The organism is Amycolatopsis bartoniae (genome assembly GCF_014191255.1).
Taxonomy (GTDB): Bacteria; Actinomycetota; Actinomycetes; order Mycobacteriales; family Pseudonocardiaceae; genus Amycolatopsis_E; species Amycolatopsis_E bartoniae.
In genome coordinates this window covers 795,412-816,903 of record NZ_JACHWH010000001.1, presented here as the reverse complement: position 1 = coordinate 816,903, position 21,492 = coordinate 795,412, and the positions used below count along the sequence as shown (strand labels likewise).

Here is a 21,492-nt window from a genome sequence, read left to right as displayed (position 1 = left end):
GCCTTCTTCGTGCCTCAGCTCAGCTCGGACTCCAGGTCCTCTTCGGACAGTGCGTCGACCTCCAGGTAGATCTCCGCGACCTGGTCGAGGCGGCCCGGGGTGCTTTCGTCGGCCGTCAGGCGCGCCGCCATCGCGCTCACCGTCAGTGTCGCGAACAGCGTGCGGACCGTGACCTCCGTGGTGTCCAAGGCTTCCCGGAGACGCCCGACGATCATGGTCGCCAGCACGGAATCCCCGCCCCGTGCGAAGAACGGGTCCTCCAGGCCGACGCGCTCGACTCCCAGCACCTCGGCCCACACCTTCGCGATCACCTGCTCCAGCGGCGACTTCGGCGGCACGTAGTCGTCCGCGCCCGTGGCCCAGTGCGTGGCCACCGTGCGGCGGTCGACCTTGCCGTTCGCGGTCAGCGGCAGCTCGTCGAGCACCACCACGCGTGCGGGCACCATGTGCGGCGGCAGCAGGCCCCGCGCGAACTCGCGCACCTCCTCCGGCGTCACGGCGCCCGCGACGGCCGCGACGAGCTGGTTGCCCGCCACCCCGGCGACCCCGCGCCGCACGGCCGGGTGCTCGGCCAGCGCGGCCTCGACCTCGCCCAGCTCGATCCGCACGCCGCGCACCTTCACCTGGTGGTCGCGGCGACCGAGAAATTCCAGCGTGCCGTCCGGCCAGTACCGCGCCAGGTCACCTGTGCGATACCAGCGGCGCCCCTCGTACTCGACGAACCGGTCCGCAGTGCGTTCCGGGTCGCCTCGATATCCCCGGGCGACGCCGTCCCCGCCGATCCACAGCTCGCCGCCCACCCAGTCCGAGCAGTCGCGGCCGCGCGCGTCCACCACGCGGCACGCGACGTTGCGCAGCGGTGTGCCGTACGGCACCGACCGCCAGTGCGCGGGCACGCCGTGCACCTCGCACACCGTCGAGTGGATCGCCGTCTCCGTCGTGCCGCCCAGGCCGGCGAACCGGCAGCGTGGCGCGTGCGCGGCGACGCGGCCGGGCAGGTCCGTGCCCACCCAGTCGCCGCCGAGCAGCACCGTGCGCAGCCCGGTCAGCTCACCCGGCCGGGCGGAGACGAGCAGCATGTCCAGCAACGCGGGCACGCAGTTCACCAGCGTGACGCCCCGGCTCGCGACCAGCTCGGCCCACGCCCGCGCGTCCCGCCGGTCGCCCTCCTCGACGAGCGCCACCGCGCCACCGGCGCTGAGCAGGCCGAAGATGTCGTACACCGACAGGTCGAAGTCCAAAGCGGACACCGCGAGGCAGCGGTCCGACGGGCCGACGCCGAAGCGCTCATTGAGGTCCTCGATGGTGTTCATCGCCGCGCGGTGCGGCACCTCGACGCCCTTCGGCTCGCCCGTGGAGCCGGAGGTGAACAGCACGTACGCGATCGACTCCTCGTCCACGCGCACCGGCTCGGCCAGCGGTTCGGCGGCCACGTCCGCGCTGGTCAGGGTGTGTTCGATGCCCGCGATACGGCGGATGCGCTCGGCCCGCGCCCGCGGCTGGTCGATGCCGATCGGCACGTACGTGCCCCCGGCCGCGAGCACACCGAGCACGGCGGCGATCTGGTCCGGCCCCTTCGGCAGGCTCACGCCGACGATGTCGTGCGGCTTCAACGTCGCCGCGATGCGCAGCGCCTTGTCGGCCAGCTCGCCGTAACTCATCGAGCCCTCGGACCAGACGAGCGCGGTCGCCTCCGGGTTCTGCCGCGCGTGCTCGAAGAACCCGTCGTGCAGGAGCTTGCCGCTGCGCGGGCCCGCGGTGTCGTTGGCCTTGGCGCGCACCGCGGCCTGCGCGGCGGGCAGGAGACCGCCGACCGGCTGGTCCCACGCGTCGTCCTCCTGGCCGAGCCGCGTGATCAGCCGGTGGAAGGCCGCGAACATCTCGTCGATCATCCCGGCTGGGAAAGCGTTTTCACGCACGTCCCAGTTGATCAGCAGGCCCTCGTTGACCTCGGTGACCTGCGCGTCGAGCAGCACCTGCGGGCCCTGCGAGATGATCCACACCGCCTCGCCGAAGCAGCGGCGGACCTCGGCGTCGAACAGCTCGCCGAGGTTGAGCGCGCTGGTGAACACGACCGGCGCGAGCACCTGTTCGCCCTGGTGGCGCGAGAGGTCCCGCAGCACCTCGACGCCGGAGTACGCGGCGTGCGCGGCATCGGCGTGCATCCGGTCCTGCAACGCACGGGCGTGGTCCACAAAGGACGCTTCCTCGGTGAAATCGACCTCCAGCAGCACGGAGCTGGTGAAGTCGCCGACGAGCTTCTCCACCTCCGGGTGCGTGGTCTCGCGATCGAACATCGGCAGGTTGAGCAGGAACCGCGGCTGCGCGCTCCACGCCGCGAGCGACTCCGCGAACGCGGTCGCCACCACCATCGCCGGGGTGAGCCCGTGCTCGTGGGCGCGGGCGCCGAGGCGCTTGCGGTCTTCGGGCGCGAGCCAGTGGTGCCGCCGGGTGACGCGGGTGGCGTCGCCGCGCTCGCTCTCGGGCACCAGCGGCAGGTCCGGGGCGGCAGGCAGCTCGGGAACCCGCTGCTGCCACCACTCGCGGGCGCGCTCGCGGTCGACCTTGCGCGTCAGCTCGTGTTCGGCCAGGTAACGCGGGTAGCTGTAGCCGATCGGCTCGAACTCGGGGTTGTCGTAGAAGCGCGCGAGGTCCGACAGCAGGATCCGGTAGCTCAGCGCGTCGGCGGCGAGCATGTCGACGTCCACGTGCAACCGGGTGCGGCCGTCGGGCAGGCGGCTGAGCTGGATCCAGAACACCTCGCCCTCGGCGACGTCGAGGCGCGCGTGTGAAGACCGGTCGCGGATGCGCTCCAGCTCCTGCTCGTCGGCGATGTCGTGCACGACGAGCGCGGGCTGGGTGCGCGCGGGCAGGATCTGCTGACGGCCGTCGTCGGTGAACTTCGCGCGCAACATCCCGTGCCGCTCGACGAGGGCCTGGACGGCGCGCTGCAGCCGGGCCGGGTCGACGTCGCGGCCGTCGAACTCGACGTACAGGTGCGCGGCGACGGAACCGAGGTTGGTCTCCTCGTCACGGCCGATCCAGTACGCGTGCTGCATGAGCGCGAGCGGGAACGGCTCGGTCTCGTCGACCTTCACAGTCACCGCCGGCTCGGGCGCGACTCCGGCCGCCTCGGCCAGCACCTCACGCCAGCCCGCGAGCGTCGGGCGCTTCGCCAGCTGTGCGAAGCCGACCTTGATCCCGCGGCGGCGCCACTTGTTGGCGACCTGCATGAGCTGGATCGAGTCCAGCCCCCACTCGATGAGACTGTCCTCTTCGGACAGTTCAGCGGCGTCGGGGCCCAGCAGGTCGGTGACCTCCCGCAGCAGTTCCCCCGCCGTCGGTTGCTGACTCACCACGTGCCCAGCTCCTCTTCGAACTCGTCGATCTCGTCCTGGCTGATGTCCACGAGGTCCGGCGCCGGGCCGGTCCCCTCCAGTGCCCGCCGCAGCCGCTCGGCCAGCGCGGGGTCCTGCGTGGTCACGCTCACCCGCAGCTCGTCGCCGACCGCGGCGGCGTTCACTTCCAGCGCCCAGTCCGGGCGCCTACCGGGCCGCGGTGGCACGCGCAGCATCGGCGCCTCCGGGGCCACCGACCACGGCGAACCGTCGCCGGTGTCGACGCGGCCGAGGTAGTTGAGCACCACGGTCGGCTCGGGCAGGCCCAGCGGTGGCAACAGGCCGTAGCCCAGCCCGGAATCGGGCAGGTCCTGCACGCGCATGCCCGGGCGCAGCGGGAAGATCGTCGTGAACCAGCCGATGGTGGCGGACAGGTCCACACCCGGCGCGATCTGCTCCTCCCGGCCGTGCCCCTCCACCGCGAGCACCACGTCACCGAGCACCTTGCCCAGGGCGTTCTGCAGCGCCTGCTGCACGTCACCGCCGGGCAGCGGGACGGTGAAGTCGCTGGTCATGTGCTCGGCAGTGGTCAGCGAGAGCACCGGGCCGTCGAGGATGCCGCGCCACAGCTCCTCCTCGCCGCTGCGGTCCTGCTGCCGGAGCAGCTCGCTCCACCGGCGAAACGACGTGCCGCGGCGGAACAGCTCGTGTCCCTGCCACGCCTCGGCCAGGTCGTCGAGCAGGATCCGCCACGAGACGCCGTCGACGACGAGGTGGTCGGCGACGATCAGCACCCGGTCCGGGAACCGCACGACCTGCAGCAGCCGCTCGGCGGTGATCCGGTCGCGCGCGGCGAGCAGCTCGTCGTCGAGGGAGCCGGTCGCTTCCCGGAGGATTTCCCTCGCGGGAAACGACTTTTCGGGCACTACGAGACCGCTGCCGTCCCACCGCGCGCGCAGCAGTTCGTGCCGGTCGAGCACCGCTTGCAGCGTGCGCTCCAGCTCGGCGTCGGTGAGGCCGGGTGGGGCGACCAGCAGCATCGCCTGGAACAGGCCGCGGTAACGCATGATCGGCGTGGGCTCGACGCGGCCGAACGGAACATCGTCGGGGTCCACGGTGAACTCGCCGGCCGCGGTGAGGGCGGCGGGTGTGCGGAGCTCGAAGATCTGCCGCGGGGTCAGCGTGATGCCGGCCTTGCGGGCGCGGCTGACCAGCTGCACCGAGACGATGCTGTCGCCGCCGAGCGCGAAGAAGCTGTCGTGCACGCCGACCTCGGGGAGCTTGAGGATCCCCGCGAAGAGCCGGCACAGCACGCGTTCCCGCTCGTCACGGGGTTTCGCGTCGCCCGCGAGCGCGCCGAAGTCCGGGTCGGGAAGCGCTTTCCGGTCCAGCTTTCCGCTGGGGGTCAGCGGCAGCTCGGGCAGTTCGACGACGGCCGCGGGCACCATGTGCTCGGGCAGCGACGCGGCCACTCTCTCCCGGACGCCGTCGGCCTTTCCCACGACATAGGCGACGAGCCGCTGGTCCCGCACGACGACGACGGCCTGCTGCCCGATGGCGGCTTCGATCTCGCCCAGCTCGACGCGGAAGCCGCGGATCTTGACCTGGTCGTCGGCGCGGCCGAGGTAATAGAGCACCCCGTCCTTCTGGCGCACGAGGTCACCGGTGCGGTACAGGCGTTCGCCGTGGGGTCCCGCGACGAACCGCGAGGCCGTCAGCCCGGGGCGGTTGAGGTAGCCACGGGCCAGCTGGACGCCGCCGAGGTACAGCTCGCCCACGTCGGCCGGACGCAGGAGGCGGTCGAGGACGTGCACGCTGGTGTTCCACACCGGGCGGCCGATGGCGACTTCATCGGTGACGGTGAAATGCGTGACGTCCACGGCGGCTTCGGTGGGGCCGTACAGGTTGTGTATCCCCGGCTTGGCGATGTCCGCAGAAAGCGCTTCCCCGGACGTGATCACTCGCTTCGGCAGCGGACGGTCGCCGTACGCACGGAGCATCGACGGGACGAAGTGGACGGTTGTGACCTGGGGCATGAGCGACGCCAGGTGGTCCGGGTCCTTGTGGCCCTCCGGCTTGGCGACCACCAGCTTGGCGCCGGTGATGAGGGGCCAGAAGAACTCCCACACCGACACGTCGAAACTCGACGGAGTCTTCTGCAACACCGCGTCTTCGGCGGTCAGCCGGTACTCGTGCTGCATCCACAGTAGACGGTTGACGATCGCCCGGTGGGAGACCACGACACCCTTCGGGCGGCCGGTGGAGCCCGAGGTGTAGATCACGTAGGCCGCGTTGTCCGGGCCTGCCGGGCGGATCTCGGCCTCGCCGGTCAGGTCGGCGGGAAGCACGGTCACCGGCTGGGCGTCCTCGATCATGAAGTCGAGGCGGTCCGCGGGATACGACGGGTCGAGCGGCAGATACGCGCCGCCCGCCTTGAGCACCGCCAGCAGCGAGACGACCAGCTCCAGCGACCTGTCCTGCCGGATGCCCACCACGCGGTCGGGGCCGACGCCTGCCGCTGCCAGGTGGTGGGCCAGCTCCGCAGCCCTCGCGTCCAGCTCGGCGTAGGTCAACCCCGTACCCTCGAACACCACCGCCGTGGCGTCGGGCGTGCGGGTGACCTGCGATTCGAACAGCTCCGCCAGCGTCGTTTCCGGCACCTCCGCCGGGAAGTACGGCAACTCACCGGCCAGGGCCGGTAGCGCTGCCAACGGGCGGTCCGGGTGCATGGCCAACTCGTTCGCGAGCCGGACGAAGCGCGCCACGACCGAGTCCACCGTGGACCGATCGAACAGGTCCTTGCTGTAGACGAGCCAGCAGTCGATGCCCGTCTCGTCCTCGAAGAGGTGGAACGACAGATCCAGCCGCGCCGCGTAGAACTCGACGTGCTGCTCCCGCAGTGACGCCGCTCCGAACGGTGTCGCCGCCGCGGGCGCCTGCTGGTAGGCCAGCATCACCTGGCACAGCGGGTGCCGCCCCAGGGACCGCGCCGGGTTCACCGCGTCCACGAGCCGCTCGAACGGCAGGTCCTGGTGCGCGAACGCGTCGAGGTCCGTCCGCCGGACCCGGTCGACGAGCTGCCGGAACGTCGGGTTGCCGGAGACGTCGGTGCGCAGCACAAGGGTGTTGACGAAGAACCCGACGAGCCCGTCGAGCGCGGCGTCGGTCCGGCCGGCGACCGGCGTGCCGAGCGGGATGTCCGTGCCCGCGCCGAGGTGGTCGAGCAACGCGGCGAGCGCGGCCTGCACGGTCATGAACACCGTCGAGCCGGTCTCGCGGGCCAGCGCCGCAAGCGCTTCCCGCGTCGAGGCGTCGAGCCGGAACTTCACGGCGTCGCCCTCGAAGGTCGGCGTCGCGGGCCGGGGCCGGTCGGTCGGCAGGGACAGCTGCTCGGGCAACTCGGCGAGCTGGTTGCGCCAGTACTCCAGCTGCGTCGCGGCCAGGCTGTCCGGATCCGCGTCGTTGCCGAGCAGGTCACGTTGCCAGAGCGCGTAGTCCGCGTACTGCACCGGCAGTGGAGCCCAGTCCGGCCGACGACCTCGGGCGCGCGCGGCGTACGCGGTGCTGAGGTCGGCGATGAGGCGTTCGCCGGACCAGCCGTCGCTCGCGATGTGGTGCGTCAGCAGCGACAACACCTGCCCGTCGCACAGTCGCGCCTCGAACGGCGGTTCGCGGTCCAGCTCGAACGCCCGCCGCGCGGCCTCTTCGGGAGTACCGCCGAGGTGCAGCGTGGGCGCCCACTCCAGCACCCGCTGGTACGGCCGCCCTTCGGACTCCGGGTACACCGTGCGCAGGACCTCGTGCCGACCGACCACATCGGACAGTGCGGCACGCAGGGCGTCGAGATCGACCGGTCCATCGAGCCGCACCGCGAGCGGGACGTTGTACGTCGGGCTCGGGCCTTCGAGCCGGTAGAGGAACCACAACCGCTGCTGTGCGAACGACAACGGCACGCGGCGCGGCTTCGGCATCGGTGTGAGGGCGGGCCGCTTCTGCCCGCCCCCGTCGAGCGCGGCGGCCAGGCGCGACACCGTGGGCGCGTCGAAGACCGTGCCGATGGTCAGCTCCACGCCCAGTTCCGCGCGGATCCTGCCGACGAGCCGGGTCGCCAGCAGGGAATGCCCGCCGAGGGCGAAGAAGTCGTCGCACACGCCGACGCGGTCGAGGCCGAGCAGGTCGGCGAACAACGCGGCCAGCGTGCGCTCCCGTTCGGTGGCCGGTTCGGCGTCGCTGACGGTCACTTCGGGTTCCGGCAGCGCCCTGCGGTCGAGCTTCCCGCTGGGCGACAACGGAAGCGCGGCCAGCTCGACGAGCACCGACGGCACCAGGTGCTCGGGCAGGGTCCGGGCCAGCTGCCGCTTGACGTCCGATACGTCGCCGACGACGTAACCGACGAGCTGCTGCTGTTCCGGCCGCACGACCACGGCGGCTTCCCGCACGCCGGGCAGTGCCGTCAGCGCCGCCTCGATCTCGCCCAGCTCGACGCGGAAGCCGCGGATCTTGACCTGGTCGTCGGCGCGGCCGAGGAATTCGAGCACGCCGTCCTCGTTCCAGCGCACGAGATCGCCGGTGCGGTAGAGCCTGCCTCCGTCCGGAGCGGCCACGAACCGCGACGCCGTCAGGCCGGGCCGGTCGAGGTACCCCCGGGCCAGTTGCACGCCGCCGAGGTACAGCTCCCCCGGCACGCCGGGCGGTACGGGCCGCAGGAAGCGGTCGAGGACGTGCACCTGGGTGTTCCACACCGGACGTCCAATAGGGACGCTGCCGTTTCCGGCGTCCTCCGCGGCGGGCCAGTAGGTGACGTCGACCGCGGCCTCGGTCGGGCCGTACAGGTTGTGCACCTGCGGGCGCGCAAGATCCGATGGCAGTGCTTCACCACTGCAGATCACGCGCTTCGGCAACGGCCGGTCACCGTACGCCCGCAGCATCGAGGGGACGAAGTGGACCGTGGTGACCTGCGGCATGAGTGAGGCCAGGTAGTCGGGGTCCTTGTGCCCGCCCGGCTTCGCCAGCACCAGCGTGGCGCCGGTGATCAGCGGCCAGAAGAACTCCCACACCGACACGTCGAAGCTGGAGGGCGTCTTCTGTAGCACGGCGTCCTCGGCGGTCAGGCCGTACTCGTGCTGCATCCATAGTAGACGGTTGACGATCGCCCGATGGGAAACCACGACCCCTTTGGGGCGGCCGGTAGAGCCCGACGTGTAGATCACGTACGCGGCATTGTCCGGGCTCGCCGGGCGAGGCTCGGCTTCTCCGGCGAGCGCGGCAGGCAGCACCACCGTCGGCCCGGCGTCGGAGATCATGAACTCCAGGCGTTCGTCCGGATAGGACGGATCGAGCGGCAGGTACGCGCCGCCCGCCTTGTGCACCGCCAGCAGTGACACCACCAGGTCCAGTGAGCGGTCGTGCCGGATGCCGACGATCCGGTCCGGCCCCACGCCCGCCGCCGCCAGCTGCCGGGCCAGCTTCGACGCACGGGTGTCCAGCTCGGCGTACGTCAGCCGCTCGCCCTCGAAGACGACCGCGGTGGCGCCGGGCGTGCGGGCGACCTGCGCGGCGAACAGCTCGGGCAGGGTCGTTTCGGGGACCTCGACCGCCGAGCCCGCGGGCAACGCGGCCGAGTGGTACTCCAGCTGAGAGATGCTCTGCTCCGGCGCGTTGAGAGCGCTTTCCAGCAGCGACTCCAGGTGTGCGAGGAACCGGTCCACCGTGGCGGGCGCGAACAGGTCGGTCGAGTACGTGGCCTCGATCCGCATCCGGCCGTCGGTCAGGAACGCCTCCAGCGCGAGGTCGAACTGCGTGGTGTCGTTGTGCACCGTCTCCCAGCTCGCGGTCACGCCGGGCAGGTCGAAGCCCCGCAGCCCCTGGGTCAGGAACAGCAGCATCACGTCGAACAACACCGACCGCCCGGCCACCCGTGGCGGCCGCAGCCGCTCGACGAGCAGGTCGAACGGCAGGTCCTGGTGGGCGTAGCCGTCGGTGCACACGCGCTGGACGCGGGCCACCAGCTCGGCGAACGACGGGTTCCCGGTGAGGTCGGCCCGCAGCACGAGGGTGTTGCCGAAGTTGCCGATGAGCCGCTCGACCTCGCCCGCGTCGCGGTTCATCGACGCCGACCCGATCGGCACGTCGGTGGCACCGGTGTAGCGGTGCAGCAGGGCCGCGTAGGCCGCGAACACGACCATGAACGGCGTGACGCCACGGGACTGGGCGAACGCCGTCGCACGTTCGGTGAGCGCGACGTCGAACGTCCGAAAGCGACGGTCGCCGCGGCTCGACCGGGTTGCCGCACGGGGGAAGTCCGTTGGTAGCGGCAGGTGCTCGGGCATCGGGTCGAGTTCCCGGCGCCAGTAGTCGAGGTCACCGGACAGCCGTTCGTCCGTGAGCGTCTTCCGTTGCCACAGCGCGAAGTCCGCGTACTGCACCGGCAACGGTTCCAGCGCGGCCGGGCGGCCGGTGGTGTCCTCGCGGTAGAGCGCGCTGATCTCGTGCGACAGCGCGTTGAAGGTGAAGCCGTCCCACGCGATGTGGTGCACGGTCAGCACGAGTACGTGGTCGTCGTCCGCGCGGCGCAGCAGCCGCAACCGCAGCGAGTGCTCGCGTTCGAGGTCGAAGGCGTGCGCCGACTCCTCCCGGGAAAGCGCTTCCACCGTCCGGTCGCGTTCGTCCTCGGGCAGGCCCCGCAGGTCCGACTCCGGCATCCGCACGACGGCGAACCGGTCGACCACCTGCCGCGGCTCGCCGTCCGGCCCGGGCACGTAACGGGTGCGCAGGACCTCGTGCCGGTCGACAAGCCGCTGGAAGGAGCGCTGCAACGCCGCGGTATCGAGGTCGCCGCGCAGGCTGATCGCCAGGCACACGTTGTACGCCGGGCTGTCCGGTTCGAGCTGCTGCAGGAACCACATGCGCGACTGCGCGTACGACAGCGGCAGGTCGTCCTCGCGGTCCCGCTTCGGGATCTGGTCGGTGCGCGCGAGCCCGGCCTGCGCGAGGCGGCGGCGCAACAGCTCGCGCTTGCGGGCGGCCAGGTCACTCATCGGAGATCTCCTTCAGCGCGGCGAACCACTCGCGCGACAGGTCGTGGATGCGGTCGCCCGGGAAGACGCCCTCGGCCCACTGCCAGTCGGCCTCCAGCACCGAGCCGCGGACGAGCGCGTTGAGCACCAGGCAGTACGGCGCCGGCATGGCGTCGTCGACGCCACCACCCATCGCGCCGACCTCGGGCGCGCCGGACCACGGCTCGCCGTCGGTCTCGCCGACCGTGAGCCTGCCGAGGTAGTTGAACTCGACCTGCGGTTCGGGCAGCCGCGCGAGCTCGGGCGCGGTGTCCGGGTTGAGGTAGCGCAGCAGGCCGTAACCCAGGCCGCTGTCGGGCAGGGCGAGCTGCTGCGACACCTTCCGCACGTCGGTGGGGTCGATGCGGACCGGGTGCACGTCGGTGAACCAGCCGACGGTGCCGGACAGGTCCGCGCCGGGCACCAGCTGCTCCTCGCGGCCGTGCCCCTCCAGCGCGATCAGCACCGAGCCTTCCTCGCCGCGCCAGCGCGCGACCGCGCGGGCGAACGCGGTGAGCAGCACGTCGTTGACCGTCACGCCGAGCCGTTCGGGCACGGTCGTGAGCAGCGCCCGCGTGAGGTCCGCGTCGAGGAACGTCCGCTCGGCTCGCATGGTCGAGCGGGTGTCGACGGCCGGATCGAGCCGCCGCCTGCCCAACACGGGATCGGGGCCGGACAGGATGTCGCGCCACAGGTCCAGCTCGGGCGCCTTCGCTTGCGCCACCTCGGGAAGCGCTTTCGCCCACTCGCGGAAGGACGTGCCAACAGGCGGTAGTTCGCGGCCGGCCCACAGGTCGGCCAGCTCCGGCACCAGCACGCCCCAAGATGCGCCGTCAACGACCAGGTGGTGCAACAGGATCAGCAGCCGCCCGTCTCCGCCGGGCCGGTCGAACCAGACGAAGCGAGCCATCTTCCCGTCCGCCGGGGACAGCTCGCGCAGCTCCTCCTCCAGCACGTCCGGCAGCTGGGCCGCCACATCGGTCAGCTCGACTCGGCGCACGGCGGGTTCGGCACCGCGGGGGTGCACGACCAAGGCCCTGTCGAAAGTGGACCGAAGCACGTCGTGCCGGTCGAGCAGTGTCCGCAGCATGCCGGTGAGCCGGTCGAGGTCGAGCCCGGCGGGCGTGCACAGCAGTCGTGCCTGGCTGAGCCGGTCGTACGGTTTGTTGCGGGTCAGCCAGTGCAGCATCGGGGTCAGCGGCACCTCGCCGATACCGGCGTCCGGGTCCGTGGCGGCCTTCGCCTCTCCGGCCACCTGGGCGAGTTCCGCGACCGTGCGGCGCTCGAACACGTCTCGCGGGCTGAAACCGAAACCGGCCGCGCGGGCCTTGCTGACCAGGCGCATCGACACGATGCTGTCCCCGCCGAGCGCGAAGAAGCTGTCGTCCGCGCCGACCTGCCGCACCCCGAGGACCTCGGCGAACAGCTCCGCGAGCCGCACCTCGGTGTCCGTGCGGGGCGCGCGCGTGGTGCCTCGGTAGTCGGGCGCGGGAAGCGCTTTCACGTCGAGCTTGTCGTTGCGGGTCAACGGGAAGCTGTCGACAGCCACGACCGCGGCGGGCACCAGGTAGTCGGGCAGGCTCGCCGCGACGCGCTCCCGCAGCCCTTCGACACCACCGTGCCGCAGGACGACGTAGGCGACCAGCCGTCGCACGCCCGGGGTGTCCTCGCGCGGCACCACGACCACCCGCTCCACGCACTCCTCCCGCGCGAGCACGGCCTCGATCTCACCGGGCTCGATGCGGTAGCCGCGGATCTTGACCTGGTCGTCGACGCGCCCGAGGCTTTCGATCCGGCCGTCGGCGGTCCAGCGCGCGACATCGCCGGTGCGGTACATGCGGCCAGGGTGGAACGGGTCGGCGACGAACCGCTCGGCGGTCGTGCCGGGGCGGCCGAGGTAACCGCGGGCGAGCCCGGCGCCGGCGAGGTACAGCTCACCCTCCACGCCGACCGGGCAGGGTCGCAGCCGCTGGTCGAGGATGTACGCGCGGGCGTTGCCCACGGGCGAACCAATCGAAGGCGTGTCGCTGTCGGCAAAGTTGGTCGCCACCGAGTCCACAGTGCACTCGGTCGGGCCGTAGAGGTTGTAGACGGCGAGGTCGGTCTCCGCGCGCAGCATCCGCCACAGTTCCCCCGGCACCGCTTCGCCGCCGACGCCGAGCACCTTGAGCTCGCCGCGCCACGGCTCGGTCGCCACCTGCGCCAACAGCGACGGCGACAGCTCGACGAACTCGATCCGGTGTCCGGCAAGGAAAGTACGCAGCAGATCGGCGTCGCGGCGGACGTCCGGCGGCACGAGGTGCAGCTCGTGCCCGGCGAACAGCCACAGCATCGGCTGCCACGACGCGTCGAAGGCCATCGGCCAGGCGTGTGCCACCCGCAGCGGGCGCCCGACGCGCTCGCGGGCCGGGTCGAACAGGTCGGTGCGGTGGCTGACCAGCAGGTTCGTGATCGCCCGGTGCGGCACCACGACGGCCTTCGGGGTGCCCGTCGAGCCGGAGGTGTAGATGACGTACGCCGGGTGTTCTGGCCGGGCGCGCGGTGGCAGGTCGGCGGCCTCGCCCTCCGGCACCTCGGTCAGCACCGCGACCGGCCGCGCGTCGGCCAGCATGACGTCGAGCCGCGCCGCGGGCCAGTCCGGGTCCAGCGGCAGGTACGCGGCACCGGCCTTGAACACCGCGAGCAACGCGATGATCATGTCCGCGCCCGCGGGCAGCTTGAGCGCGACGATCCGTTCCGGCCCGGCGCCCTCGGCCACGAGTAGCCGGGCGACGTGGTTCGCACGCCGGTTGACCTGGACGAAGGTCAGCGTGCGGTGCCCGTCGACGATCGCGGTCGCGTCGGGCGTGCGGCGGGCCTGCTCCTCGAAGACCTCGGACATCGTCCGCGCGGGCACGTCGAGCCGTTTGCCGGTGCCGAAGTCCGCCAGCTGCTGCTTTTCGGCCGAGGACAGCAGGTCGAGCGGACAGCCCTCGGCGAAGGCTTCGGCGGCACGGGTGAAGTAGCTCGCGACCGACTCGATCCACGCCCGGTCGAACACGTCCGGCCGGTACTCGAAGGTGACGGAAAGCGCTTCCTCGGCCGCGACCGCCAGCGTCAGCGGATAGTGCGTGGCGTCGTCGACGTCGACCTGCGTGATTCGCAGGCCCGCGTGCCGCTCGCTCTCGCCGACGGCGGCCGAGTCGATCGGGTAGTTCTCGAACACGACGAGCGTGTCGAACAGGTCTCCCCCGCCCGCGGCGCGCTGGATCTCGGTGAGCCCGAGGTACTGGTGGTCGAGCAGCCCGGACTGCGCGGCTTGCAACGCGGACAACGGCTCCTCGGTCCGCACGCGCACGGGCACGGTGTTGATGAACAGCCCGATCATCGAGTCCACACCCGGCAGGTCCGCCGGGCGTCCGGAAACCGTCGCGCCGAACACCACGTCCTCGCGGCCGGTCAGGCGCCCGAGCACCTGCCCCCACAGCGCCTGCACCACGGTGTTCACCGTCAGCCCCTGTTCGCGGGCGCGGGCGTAGAGCCGCTCGGCGGGCAGGTCGATGCGGAGCTTCCCCGGACGCGTCGGCACGCGGGAAGCCTGCGGCGCGAGCAACGTGGGCTCGGCACCGTCGAGTTCACGCAGCCATGCGTCGGTGGAGGCGGCAACGTCCCTTGTGGACAGCCACGACAGGTAGTCCCGGTACGGGCGCGGGCGGGGCGGCTCGGTGCCGCCGTACAACGCGAGCAGCTCGCCGATCAGCAACGGCAGGGACCAGCCGTCGAGCAGGATGTGGTGATTGGTCAACACGAGCCGGAAGTCGGTCTCCCCCAGCTTCACCAGCGTCATCCGCAGCAGCGGCGGCTCGGACAGGTCGAACCGGGCGGCGCGGTCGCGCGCGAGCACGCCGTCGAGGTCCCCGTCGGACTCCGCCCACGGCAGCTCGACCTCGTCCAGCACCACCTGCACCGGATCGTCGACTTCCTCGTGTACGAAGGCGGCCCGCAGGTTCGCGTGCCGCGCCAGCACGCGTTCCGCCGCCGTTTGTAAGCGCTTCCCGTCCACGGCGCCTTCGAGGCCCAGCACGAACTGGACGGTGTAGACGTCCTCGGCTCCGGCGTCGAACAACGCGTGGAACAGCATTCCCTGCTGGAGCGGGGAAAGCGGCAGGATGTCCTCGATCACTTCTTCCCCCACTTCGCGGCCAACCGGTCGAGCTGGCCCTGGTTCAGCGATACCAGCGGCACGTCGGACGGGGTGAGGCCCGCGTCCTGGTCCGCCACCAGCACCTGCCGCCAGGCCCGAGCGAACCCGCGCACCTCGGCCTCGGTGTGCTTTCCGGTCCACGACCACGTCGCCTTGAGCACCGGGCCGGCGGCGCCGTCCTCGGTGAGCGCGTTGACCTGCAGCGGCCGGTCCTGCAGCTCGGGTTCCGGCAGCTTCTCCGGCCCGGGCGTCCAGTACGCGTCGGTCAGGTCGAACCGGCCGAGGTAGTTGAAGCCGATTTCCGCGTCCGGGATTTCCAGGCCGAAGCCGGAGTCCGGAATCGCGCGCAGCCGTTCCTTGGTCCGCGCCAACGGTTCCTTCGCCAGCTCGAACGGGAACACGGTGGTGAACCAGCCGATGGTCCGCGACAGGTCCGCGCCGGGCACCAGGTGTTCCTCGCGGCCGTGCCCTTCCAGCGCCACGGTCGCCGGACCGAGCGCGCTGCCCAGCGCCGCCACCAGCACCTCGTTGACCCGTGCACGCTGCCCTTCGAGCACCTTGCGGGTCTCGGCCACGGTCAGCTCGACGGTCAACCGGCCCTCGACGGGCTCGGCCTTGCGCGGGTGCACGGGCGTGGGCCGCGCGGTGGCGAGCGCCCAGCTGCGGAACGACGTCGGCACGGGAGCCAGCTCGGGCGCGCGGCCGGCGGCGCGCGCGTCCCACGCCTCGGCCAGGTCCTCGGCGAGGATCCGCCACGACACGCCGTCGACCACGAGGTGGTGCAGGACGAGCAGCAGCCTGCCGTCGAAGGCCACGGCGCGGACCATGCCCTCGGCCGGGTCGAGCGCGGCGACCGCTTCGGCGTACTTCTCCGGCCGGTACGGGCCTTCGACGTGCTCCACTTCCGCGCACACGGAACCGGGCGGGGGCACGTGCAACGCCCCGTCGCCCAGCCGCGCACGCAGCACGTCGTGGTGGTCGAGCAGGTCCTGCAGGACCTGCTCGAACGCGTCCGGCGCGAACGGCTCGGGCACCCGCAGCAGCGCGGCCTGGTGCATCCGCTCGTCCCCGGTGCCCGCCCACCAGCGCATGATCGGCGTGAACGGCACCTCGCCCACGCCGTCGTCGTGCCGGACGACGGTGGCCGCGTCGACCGTCCGCGCGAGGGCGGCGGCGGTCTGGTGCTCGAACACCTGCCGCGGCGAGAGCTGGAGCCCCGCCGCGCGTGCCTTGCTCACGAACCGGATCGACAGGATGCTGTCGCCGCCGAGGGCGAAGAAGTTGTCGTCCGCGCCGACCTCGGGTAACCGCAGCAGCTCGGCCATCAGTCTGCAAAGGATCTTCTCGGTCTCGGTGACCGGTTTCCGGGTGGTCTTCTCCTCCTCCGGCGGGGCCGGCAGCGCGCGCCGGTTCACCTTGCCCGAGGGCAGGAGCGGGAACTCGTCGAGGAACACGAACCGCGACGGCACCATGTACTCCGGCAGCCTGCGCCGCAGCCAGTCGCCGAGGTCCTCGACCCGCGGGCCGACGCAGTAGCCGGTCAGCCCCGGCCGGTCGTCACGCAGCAGCACGACGGCTCGGCGGACCTGCTCGTGTTGTTCCAGTACCGCCTCGATCTCCTCCAGCTCGACGCGCATCCCGCGGATCTTGACCTGGTTGTCAGCGCGGCCGAGAAATTCGAGGCTGCCGTCCTCCTGCCAGCGCGCGAGGTCGCCGGTGCGATACAGGCGGGAGCCGGGCGGGCCGAACGGGTCGGCGACGAAGTGGTCGGCCGTGCGCTTGGGGTCGTTGAGGTAGCCACGGCCGAGGTAGACGCCGCCCGCGTACAGCTCGCCCGCCACGCCGACGGGCACCGGCAGCAGGTTGGTGTCCAGCACATGCAGCTGGGTGTTGCCGTTCGGCTTCCCGATGGACACCGCGGTGCGCACCGCGTCCCGGTACACGACGTGGCTGACGCCGATGGTCGCCTCGGCGGGCCCGTAACCGTGGTACATGATCGCGTCACTGGCGCGGCGGAACCGCTGGAACAGCTCCGGCGTGAGCACCTCGCCGCCGCACCACACGTGCCGGAGCGACCGGCCCCGCTGCTCGAAGTCGTCCAGCTGCAGCAGGAGGTCCAGGATCGACGACGGCAGGTAGGTGAACGTGACCTCGTGCCGCTCGATCAGGCCGAGCAGGTAGTCGATGTCGCGCTCGCCGCCGGGTTCGGCGATGACGAGCTTCGCGCCGGTGACCAGCGCCAGGAAGATCTCGTTGATCGAGATGTCGAACCCGAGCGGCGCCTTGAACAGCGTTGCGTCGCCGGGCCCGAAGCCGAGCATCTCGCGCTGCCACAGCATCCGGTGCGTGATCGCACGGTGCCGGATCATCGCACCCTTCGGGGTGCCGGTGGAGCCGGAGGTGTAGATGACGTAGGCCAGGCTTTCCGGCTCGATGTGGACGTCCGGCTTGTCCGGAGTGGACCCTTCGCCGACGTGTACGACCGGAACGCCGAGGTCCCGCACCGGTTCGTCGTGCTCCGGCCCGGACAGGATCGCGGCCAGGCCCGCGCTCGCGCACACGTCGGCGATTCGGCGCTGCGGCCACGACGGCTCCAGCGGCACGAACGCCGCCCCGGCCTTCTCCACGCCCAGCAGCCCGGCGACCAGCTCGATCGAGCGCTCCCAGTGCATCCCGACGGTCTGCTCCGGCCCGACGCCGAGGTTTCGCAGCGTGTGGGCAATGTGGTTGGCCCGCGCGTCCAGCTCGGCGTAGGTGAGCTGCACGTCGTGGAACTCGACGGCGATGCCGTCCGGCGTCCGCGCGACCTGCTCCTCGACCATCGCGGTCAACGTCGTGACCGGACGGGTCTCGGCGGTGTCGTTGAAGGCGCGCAGCTGCGCGTGCTCGGCTTCGGAAAGCACGTCGACCAGCCCGACCGGGCGGTTCGGATCAGCCACGAAGGCGTTCAGCAGCAGGGCGAGCCGCTGCCCGAAGCGCTCCACAGTGGACTCGTCGAACAGGTCCGCACTGTAGGAGATCGAGCACTCACCAGGCGCGAAGCGGAACGCGAGGTCGAACTTCGCCCCGGTGTCCGCTGTCTCGACGGGAGTCGCCTCGATGCCGGGCAGCGTCAGCGCCGCGTCCGAGTCCTGATAGGACACCATCGTCTGGAACAGCGGGTGCCGGGCGGGCGAGCGCGGCGGGTTCACCGCCTCGACCACCCGCTCGAACGGCAGGTCCTGGTGGGCGTAGGCGTCGAGGTTCGTCTCGCGGACGCGCGCCAGCAGCTCGCGGAACGTCGGGTTGCCGGACAGGTCCGTGCGCAGCACCAGGCTGTTGACGAAGTAGCCGACCAGGTCTTCGAGCACCTCGTCGGTGCGCCCCGCGGTCGGCGTGCCGAGCGGGATGTCCTCACCGGCGCCGAGCCGGTGCAGCAGCACGGCGACCGCGGCCTGCCCCACCATCAGGTCGGTGACGCCGAGCTTCCGCGCGAGCGGGCGGACGTCGGGCAGGTCGAGGCGGACGCTGCCGCCGCGGTGGGTCGGGAACTGCGGGCGCGGCCGGTCGGTCGGCAGCGGCAGCTCCTCGGGCAGGCCCGCGAGCTTTTCGCGCCAGTACTCGGTGTCGTCGTCGGCGTTCTCCAGCTGCCAGAGGGTGTAGTCCGCGTACTGCACGGGCAGCGGCGGCCACTCCGGCGCGCGGCCCTCCACGCGGGCAGCGTAGGCGGTGGCGAGGTCGGCCAGCAGCGGCCGCGCGGACCACTCGTCCGCTGCGATGTGGTGCACGACCAGGGAGAACTCGTACTCCTCGGGCCCGATCCGGCGCAGGTCGTAGCGGATCGGCAGTTCCTCGTCGAGGCGGAAGGAGTGCTCGGCCGTGCCTCGCGCGATCGGGCCGGGTTCGAGGATCTCCTGCCGTGGCTCGGCGCCGGGGAAGATCGTGCGCAGGGATTCGTGCCGTGCCACGACATCCCGGAGCGCCACGTCGAGCGCATCGGGGTCGAGCGGACCACGCAGGCGGGCGGCGAACGGGATGTTGTAGGTCGGGTTCGGGCCTTCCAGCCGGTAGAGGAACCACAGGCTGCGCTGCGCGGGAGAAAGCGGTATCTCGGCGGGACGCTCACGCGGGGTCAACGCCGGGCGACGGGTTCCCGAGTCGACGAGCCGGGCCAGGCGTGCGGCGGTCGGCGCGTCGAACACGGCACGCAGCGACAGGTCGGCGCCGAACGTCCGGCGGACGCGGCTGACGAGCTTGGTCGCGAGCAGCGAATGCCCGCCCAGCGCGAAGAAGTCGTCGTGCGGCCCGACTGCGTCGAGCCCGAGAACGTCAGCGAACAGCTCGCACAGGATTTGCTCGCGCGGGTCGGCCGCGGGTGCTTTGCCGGTCACCGCGACCGGTTCGGGCAGGGCCTTGCGGTCGAGCTTGCCGCTCGGCGTCAGCGGCAGCTCGTCGAGGGGAACGATCACCGACGGCGTGAGGTGCTCGGGCAGGCGGAGCGCCGAGGTGTCCACGTGCGCCCCGGTTTCCGGCACGACGTAGCCGATGAGCTGCTGCTGCTCGGCCCGCACGGCGACGGCGGCCGCCCGGACGCCGGGCAGCGCGCGCAGGACCGCCTCCACCTCGCCCAGCTCAACGCGGAAGCCCCGGATCTTGACCTGGTCGTCGGTGCGGCCGAGGTAGTACAGCACCCCGTCCTTCTGGCGCACGAGATCCCCGGTGCGATACAACCGCTGCCCGTCCGGACCCGCGACGAACCTGGACGCCGTGAGCCCGGGCCGGTTGAGGTAACCGCGGGCGAGCTGCACACCCCCGAGGTACAGCTCGCCCACGTCCGCCGGACGCAGGAACCGATCGAGCACGTGCACACTCGTGTTCCACACCGGGCGGCCAATGGCGACCTCATCGGTCACCGTGAAATGCGTGACGTCCACCGCGGCCTCGGTCGGGCCGTACAGGTTGTGGACCCCCGGCTTCGCGATGTCCGCAGAGAGCGCTTCCCCAGAAGTGATCACCCGCTTCGGCAACGGCCGGTCACCGTACGCGCGCAGCATCGACGGGACGAAATGGACAGTCGTGACCTGCGGCATCAGCGACGCCAGGTAGTCCGGGTCCTTATGCCCCTCCGGCTTCGCGACCACCAGCTTCGCGCCAGTGATCAGCGGCCAGAAGAACTCCCACACCGACACGTCGAAACTCGACGGAGTCTTCTGCAACACCGCGTCCTCGGCCGTCAGCCGATACTCGTGCTGCATCCACAGTAGACGGTTCACGATCGCCCGGTGGGAAACCACCACACCCTTCGGACGACCGGTCGAGCCCGACGTGTAGATCACGTACGCCGCGTTGTCCGGACCCGCCGGGCGAACCTCCGCGGTGCCATCGAGCCGCGCCGGAAGGACCACCGCCGGTTGGGCGTCGGAGATCATGAACTCCAGCCGTTCCTCCGGATAGGAGGGGTCGAGCGGCAGGTACGCGCCACCGGCTTTGAGCACCGCCAGCAGCGAAACGACCAGCTCCAGCGACCGGTCCAACCGGATACCCACCACGCGATCCGGGCCGACGCCTGCCGCCGCCAGCTGCCGCGCGAGGCCCGAAGCACGGGCCTCCAACTCGGCGTAGGTGAGCGAGACACCCTCGAACACCACCGCCGTCGCGTCCGGCGTGCGGGCGACCTGCGCCTCGAACAGCTCCGCCAGCGTGGTCTCCGGCACCTCCGCCGGGAAGAACGGCAGCTCCTCCGCGAGCAGGTCGAGCCGCGCCACCGGCGTCTCCGGCGTGGCGGCGAACCGGCCCAGCACGTCGAGGAACCGGTCCGCGAGCACCGAAACGTCCGGGAACTGCCGCACGTCGTGATCGATCCGCAGCGTGAAACTCTCGCCCGGCACGACCAGCAGCGTGAGCGGGTAGTGCGTGGCGTCGCGCACGGAAACGTCCGCCAGCAACGGAATCTCGCCGTCCATCGGATAGCTTTCGAAGACGACGAGCGTGTCGAACAGGTTCGCGTGCCCGCTCGCGCGCTGGATGTCGGCGAGCCCGAGGTGCTGGTGCTCCAGCAACCGCGCCTGCTCGGCCTGCAGGCGCGCGAACAGCTGCGCGAGCGTCTCGCGCGGCGACAGCCGCACCCGCACGGGCACGGTGTTGATGAACATGCCGACCATCGACTCGGCACCCGGCACGTCGGCGCTGCGGCCGGACACCGTCGCGCCGAACACCAGGTCGTCGCGGCCGGTCAGCGTCGACAGCGTGAGCGCCCACGCGCCCTGCACCACGGCGTTCACGGTTACGCCGTGCCGCCGCGCGGCCTCCTCCAGCGGCGCCCCCGGCACCCGGAACTCGCTCCGGCGCGGAAAACCCCGAGCCGGGGCGCCCACCAGCGTCGGCCCGTCCAGGTCGGCCAGCGCCTCCGCCCATGCCCGCTCCGCGGCCGCAGTGTCCTGTTTGGACAGCCACGCCAGGTGGTCGCGGAACGGCCGCACCGCGGGCAGCGGCTCACCCCGGTACAACGCCAGCAGCTCGCGGATCAGGATCGGCGCGGACCAGCCGTCCCACAGCAGGTGGTGCGCCGTCAGAACCAGCTGCCGCCTGCCCACCAGCGTGAAGCGCAGCAGCGGCGGGCGCGCGAGGTCGAACGGTGCCGCCCGCTCGGCGTCGAGGTCCAGCTCCTCGACCACCCGGAACGGCACCTCGACCGCACGTCGGACGACCTGCACGAACTGGCCCGAAGCCTGCGTGCGGAACGCGACGCGGAGGTTGGCGTGCCGGCGCACGAGCGCCTCGGCCGCCTGCCTGAGCCGCTCGGGTTCGACGTCCTCGGTGAGGCACAGGACGGTCTGGACGGTGTAGACGTCCACCCGGTCGCCGAGCAGGGCGTGGAACACCATGCCCTGCTGCAACGGGGTGAGCGGGAGGACGTCCTCGACGCTCGAAGCCACCG

General features: G+C 71.6%; 4 protein-coding genes. All 4 read right to left on the bottom strand.

Features of this window, described 5'->3' with window-relative positions; all coding sequences use genetic code 11:
• Positions 1 to 14: 14 nt before the first annotated feature.
• From FHX82_RS04030 to FHX82_RS04015, 4 genes are read right to left on the bottom strand one after another with little or no spacing between them, the layout of a single operon-like run.
• Positions 15 to 3,359: a non-ribosomal peptide synthetase gene (locus tag FHX82_RS04030; RefSeq protein WP_145933233.1), complete on the bottom strand. Its 3,345-nt coding sequence runs from the start codon at positions 3,357 to 3,359 to the stop codon at positions 15 to 17.
• On the bottom strand, positions 3,353 to 10,375 hold the full coding sequence (locus FHX82_RS04025) for a non-ribosomal peptide synthetase (protein WP_145933234.1): 7,023 nt from the start codon (positions 10,373 to 10,375) through the stop codon (positions 3,353 to 3,355). Before FHX82_RS04025 ends, FHX82_RS04030 begins: the two co-directional genes overlap by 7 nt.
• Positions 10,368 to 14,555: a non-ribosomal peptide synthetase gene (locus FHX82_RS04020; protein ID WP_222425932.1), complete on the bottom strand. Its 4,188-nt coding sequence runs from the start codon at positions 14,553 to 14,555 to the stop codon at positions 10,368 to 10,370. Before FHX82_RS04020 ends, FHX82_RS04025 begins: the two co-directional genes overlap by 8 nt.
• A complete protein-coding gene (locus FHX82_RS04015; protein ID WP_145933236.1) occupies positions 14,552 to 21,490 on the bottom strand; it encodes a non-ribosomal peptide synthetase in 6,939 nt (2,312 codons plus the stop codon). The genes FHX82_RS04020 and FHX82_RS04015 overlap by 4 nt, the downstream gene beginning before the upstream one ends.
• Positions 21,491 to 21,492 lie beyond the last annotated feature (2 nt).

What these genes read in the sequence shown, in the direction of transcription:
- FHX82_RS04025 (WP_145933234.1), bottom strand. Translation starts at nt 10,375, where the DNA reads ATGAGTGACCTGGCCGCCCGCAAGCGCGAGCTGTTGCGCCGCCGCCTC.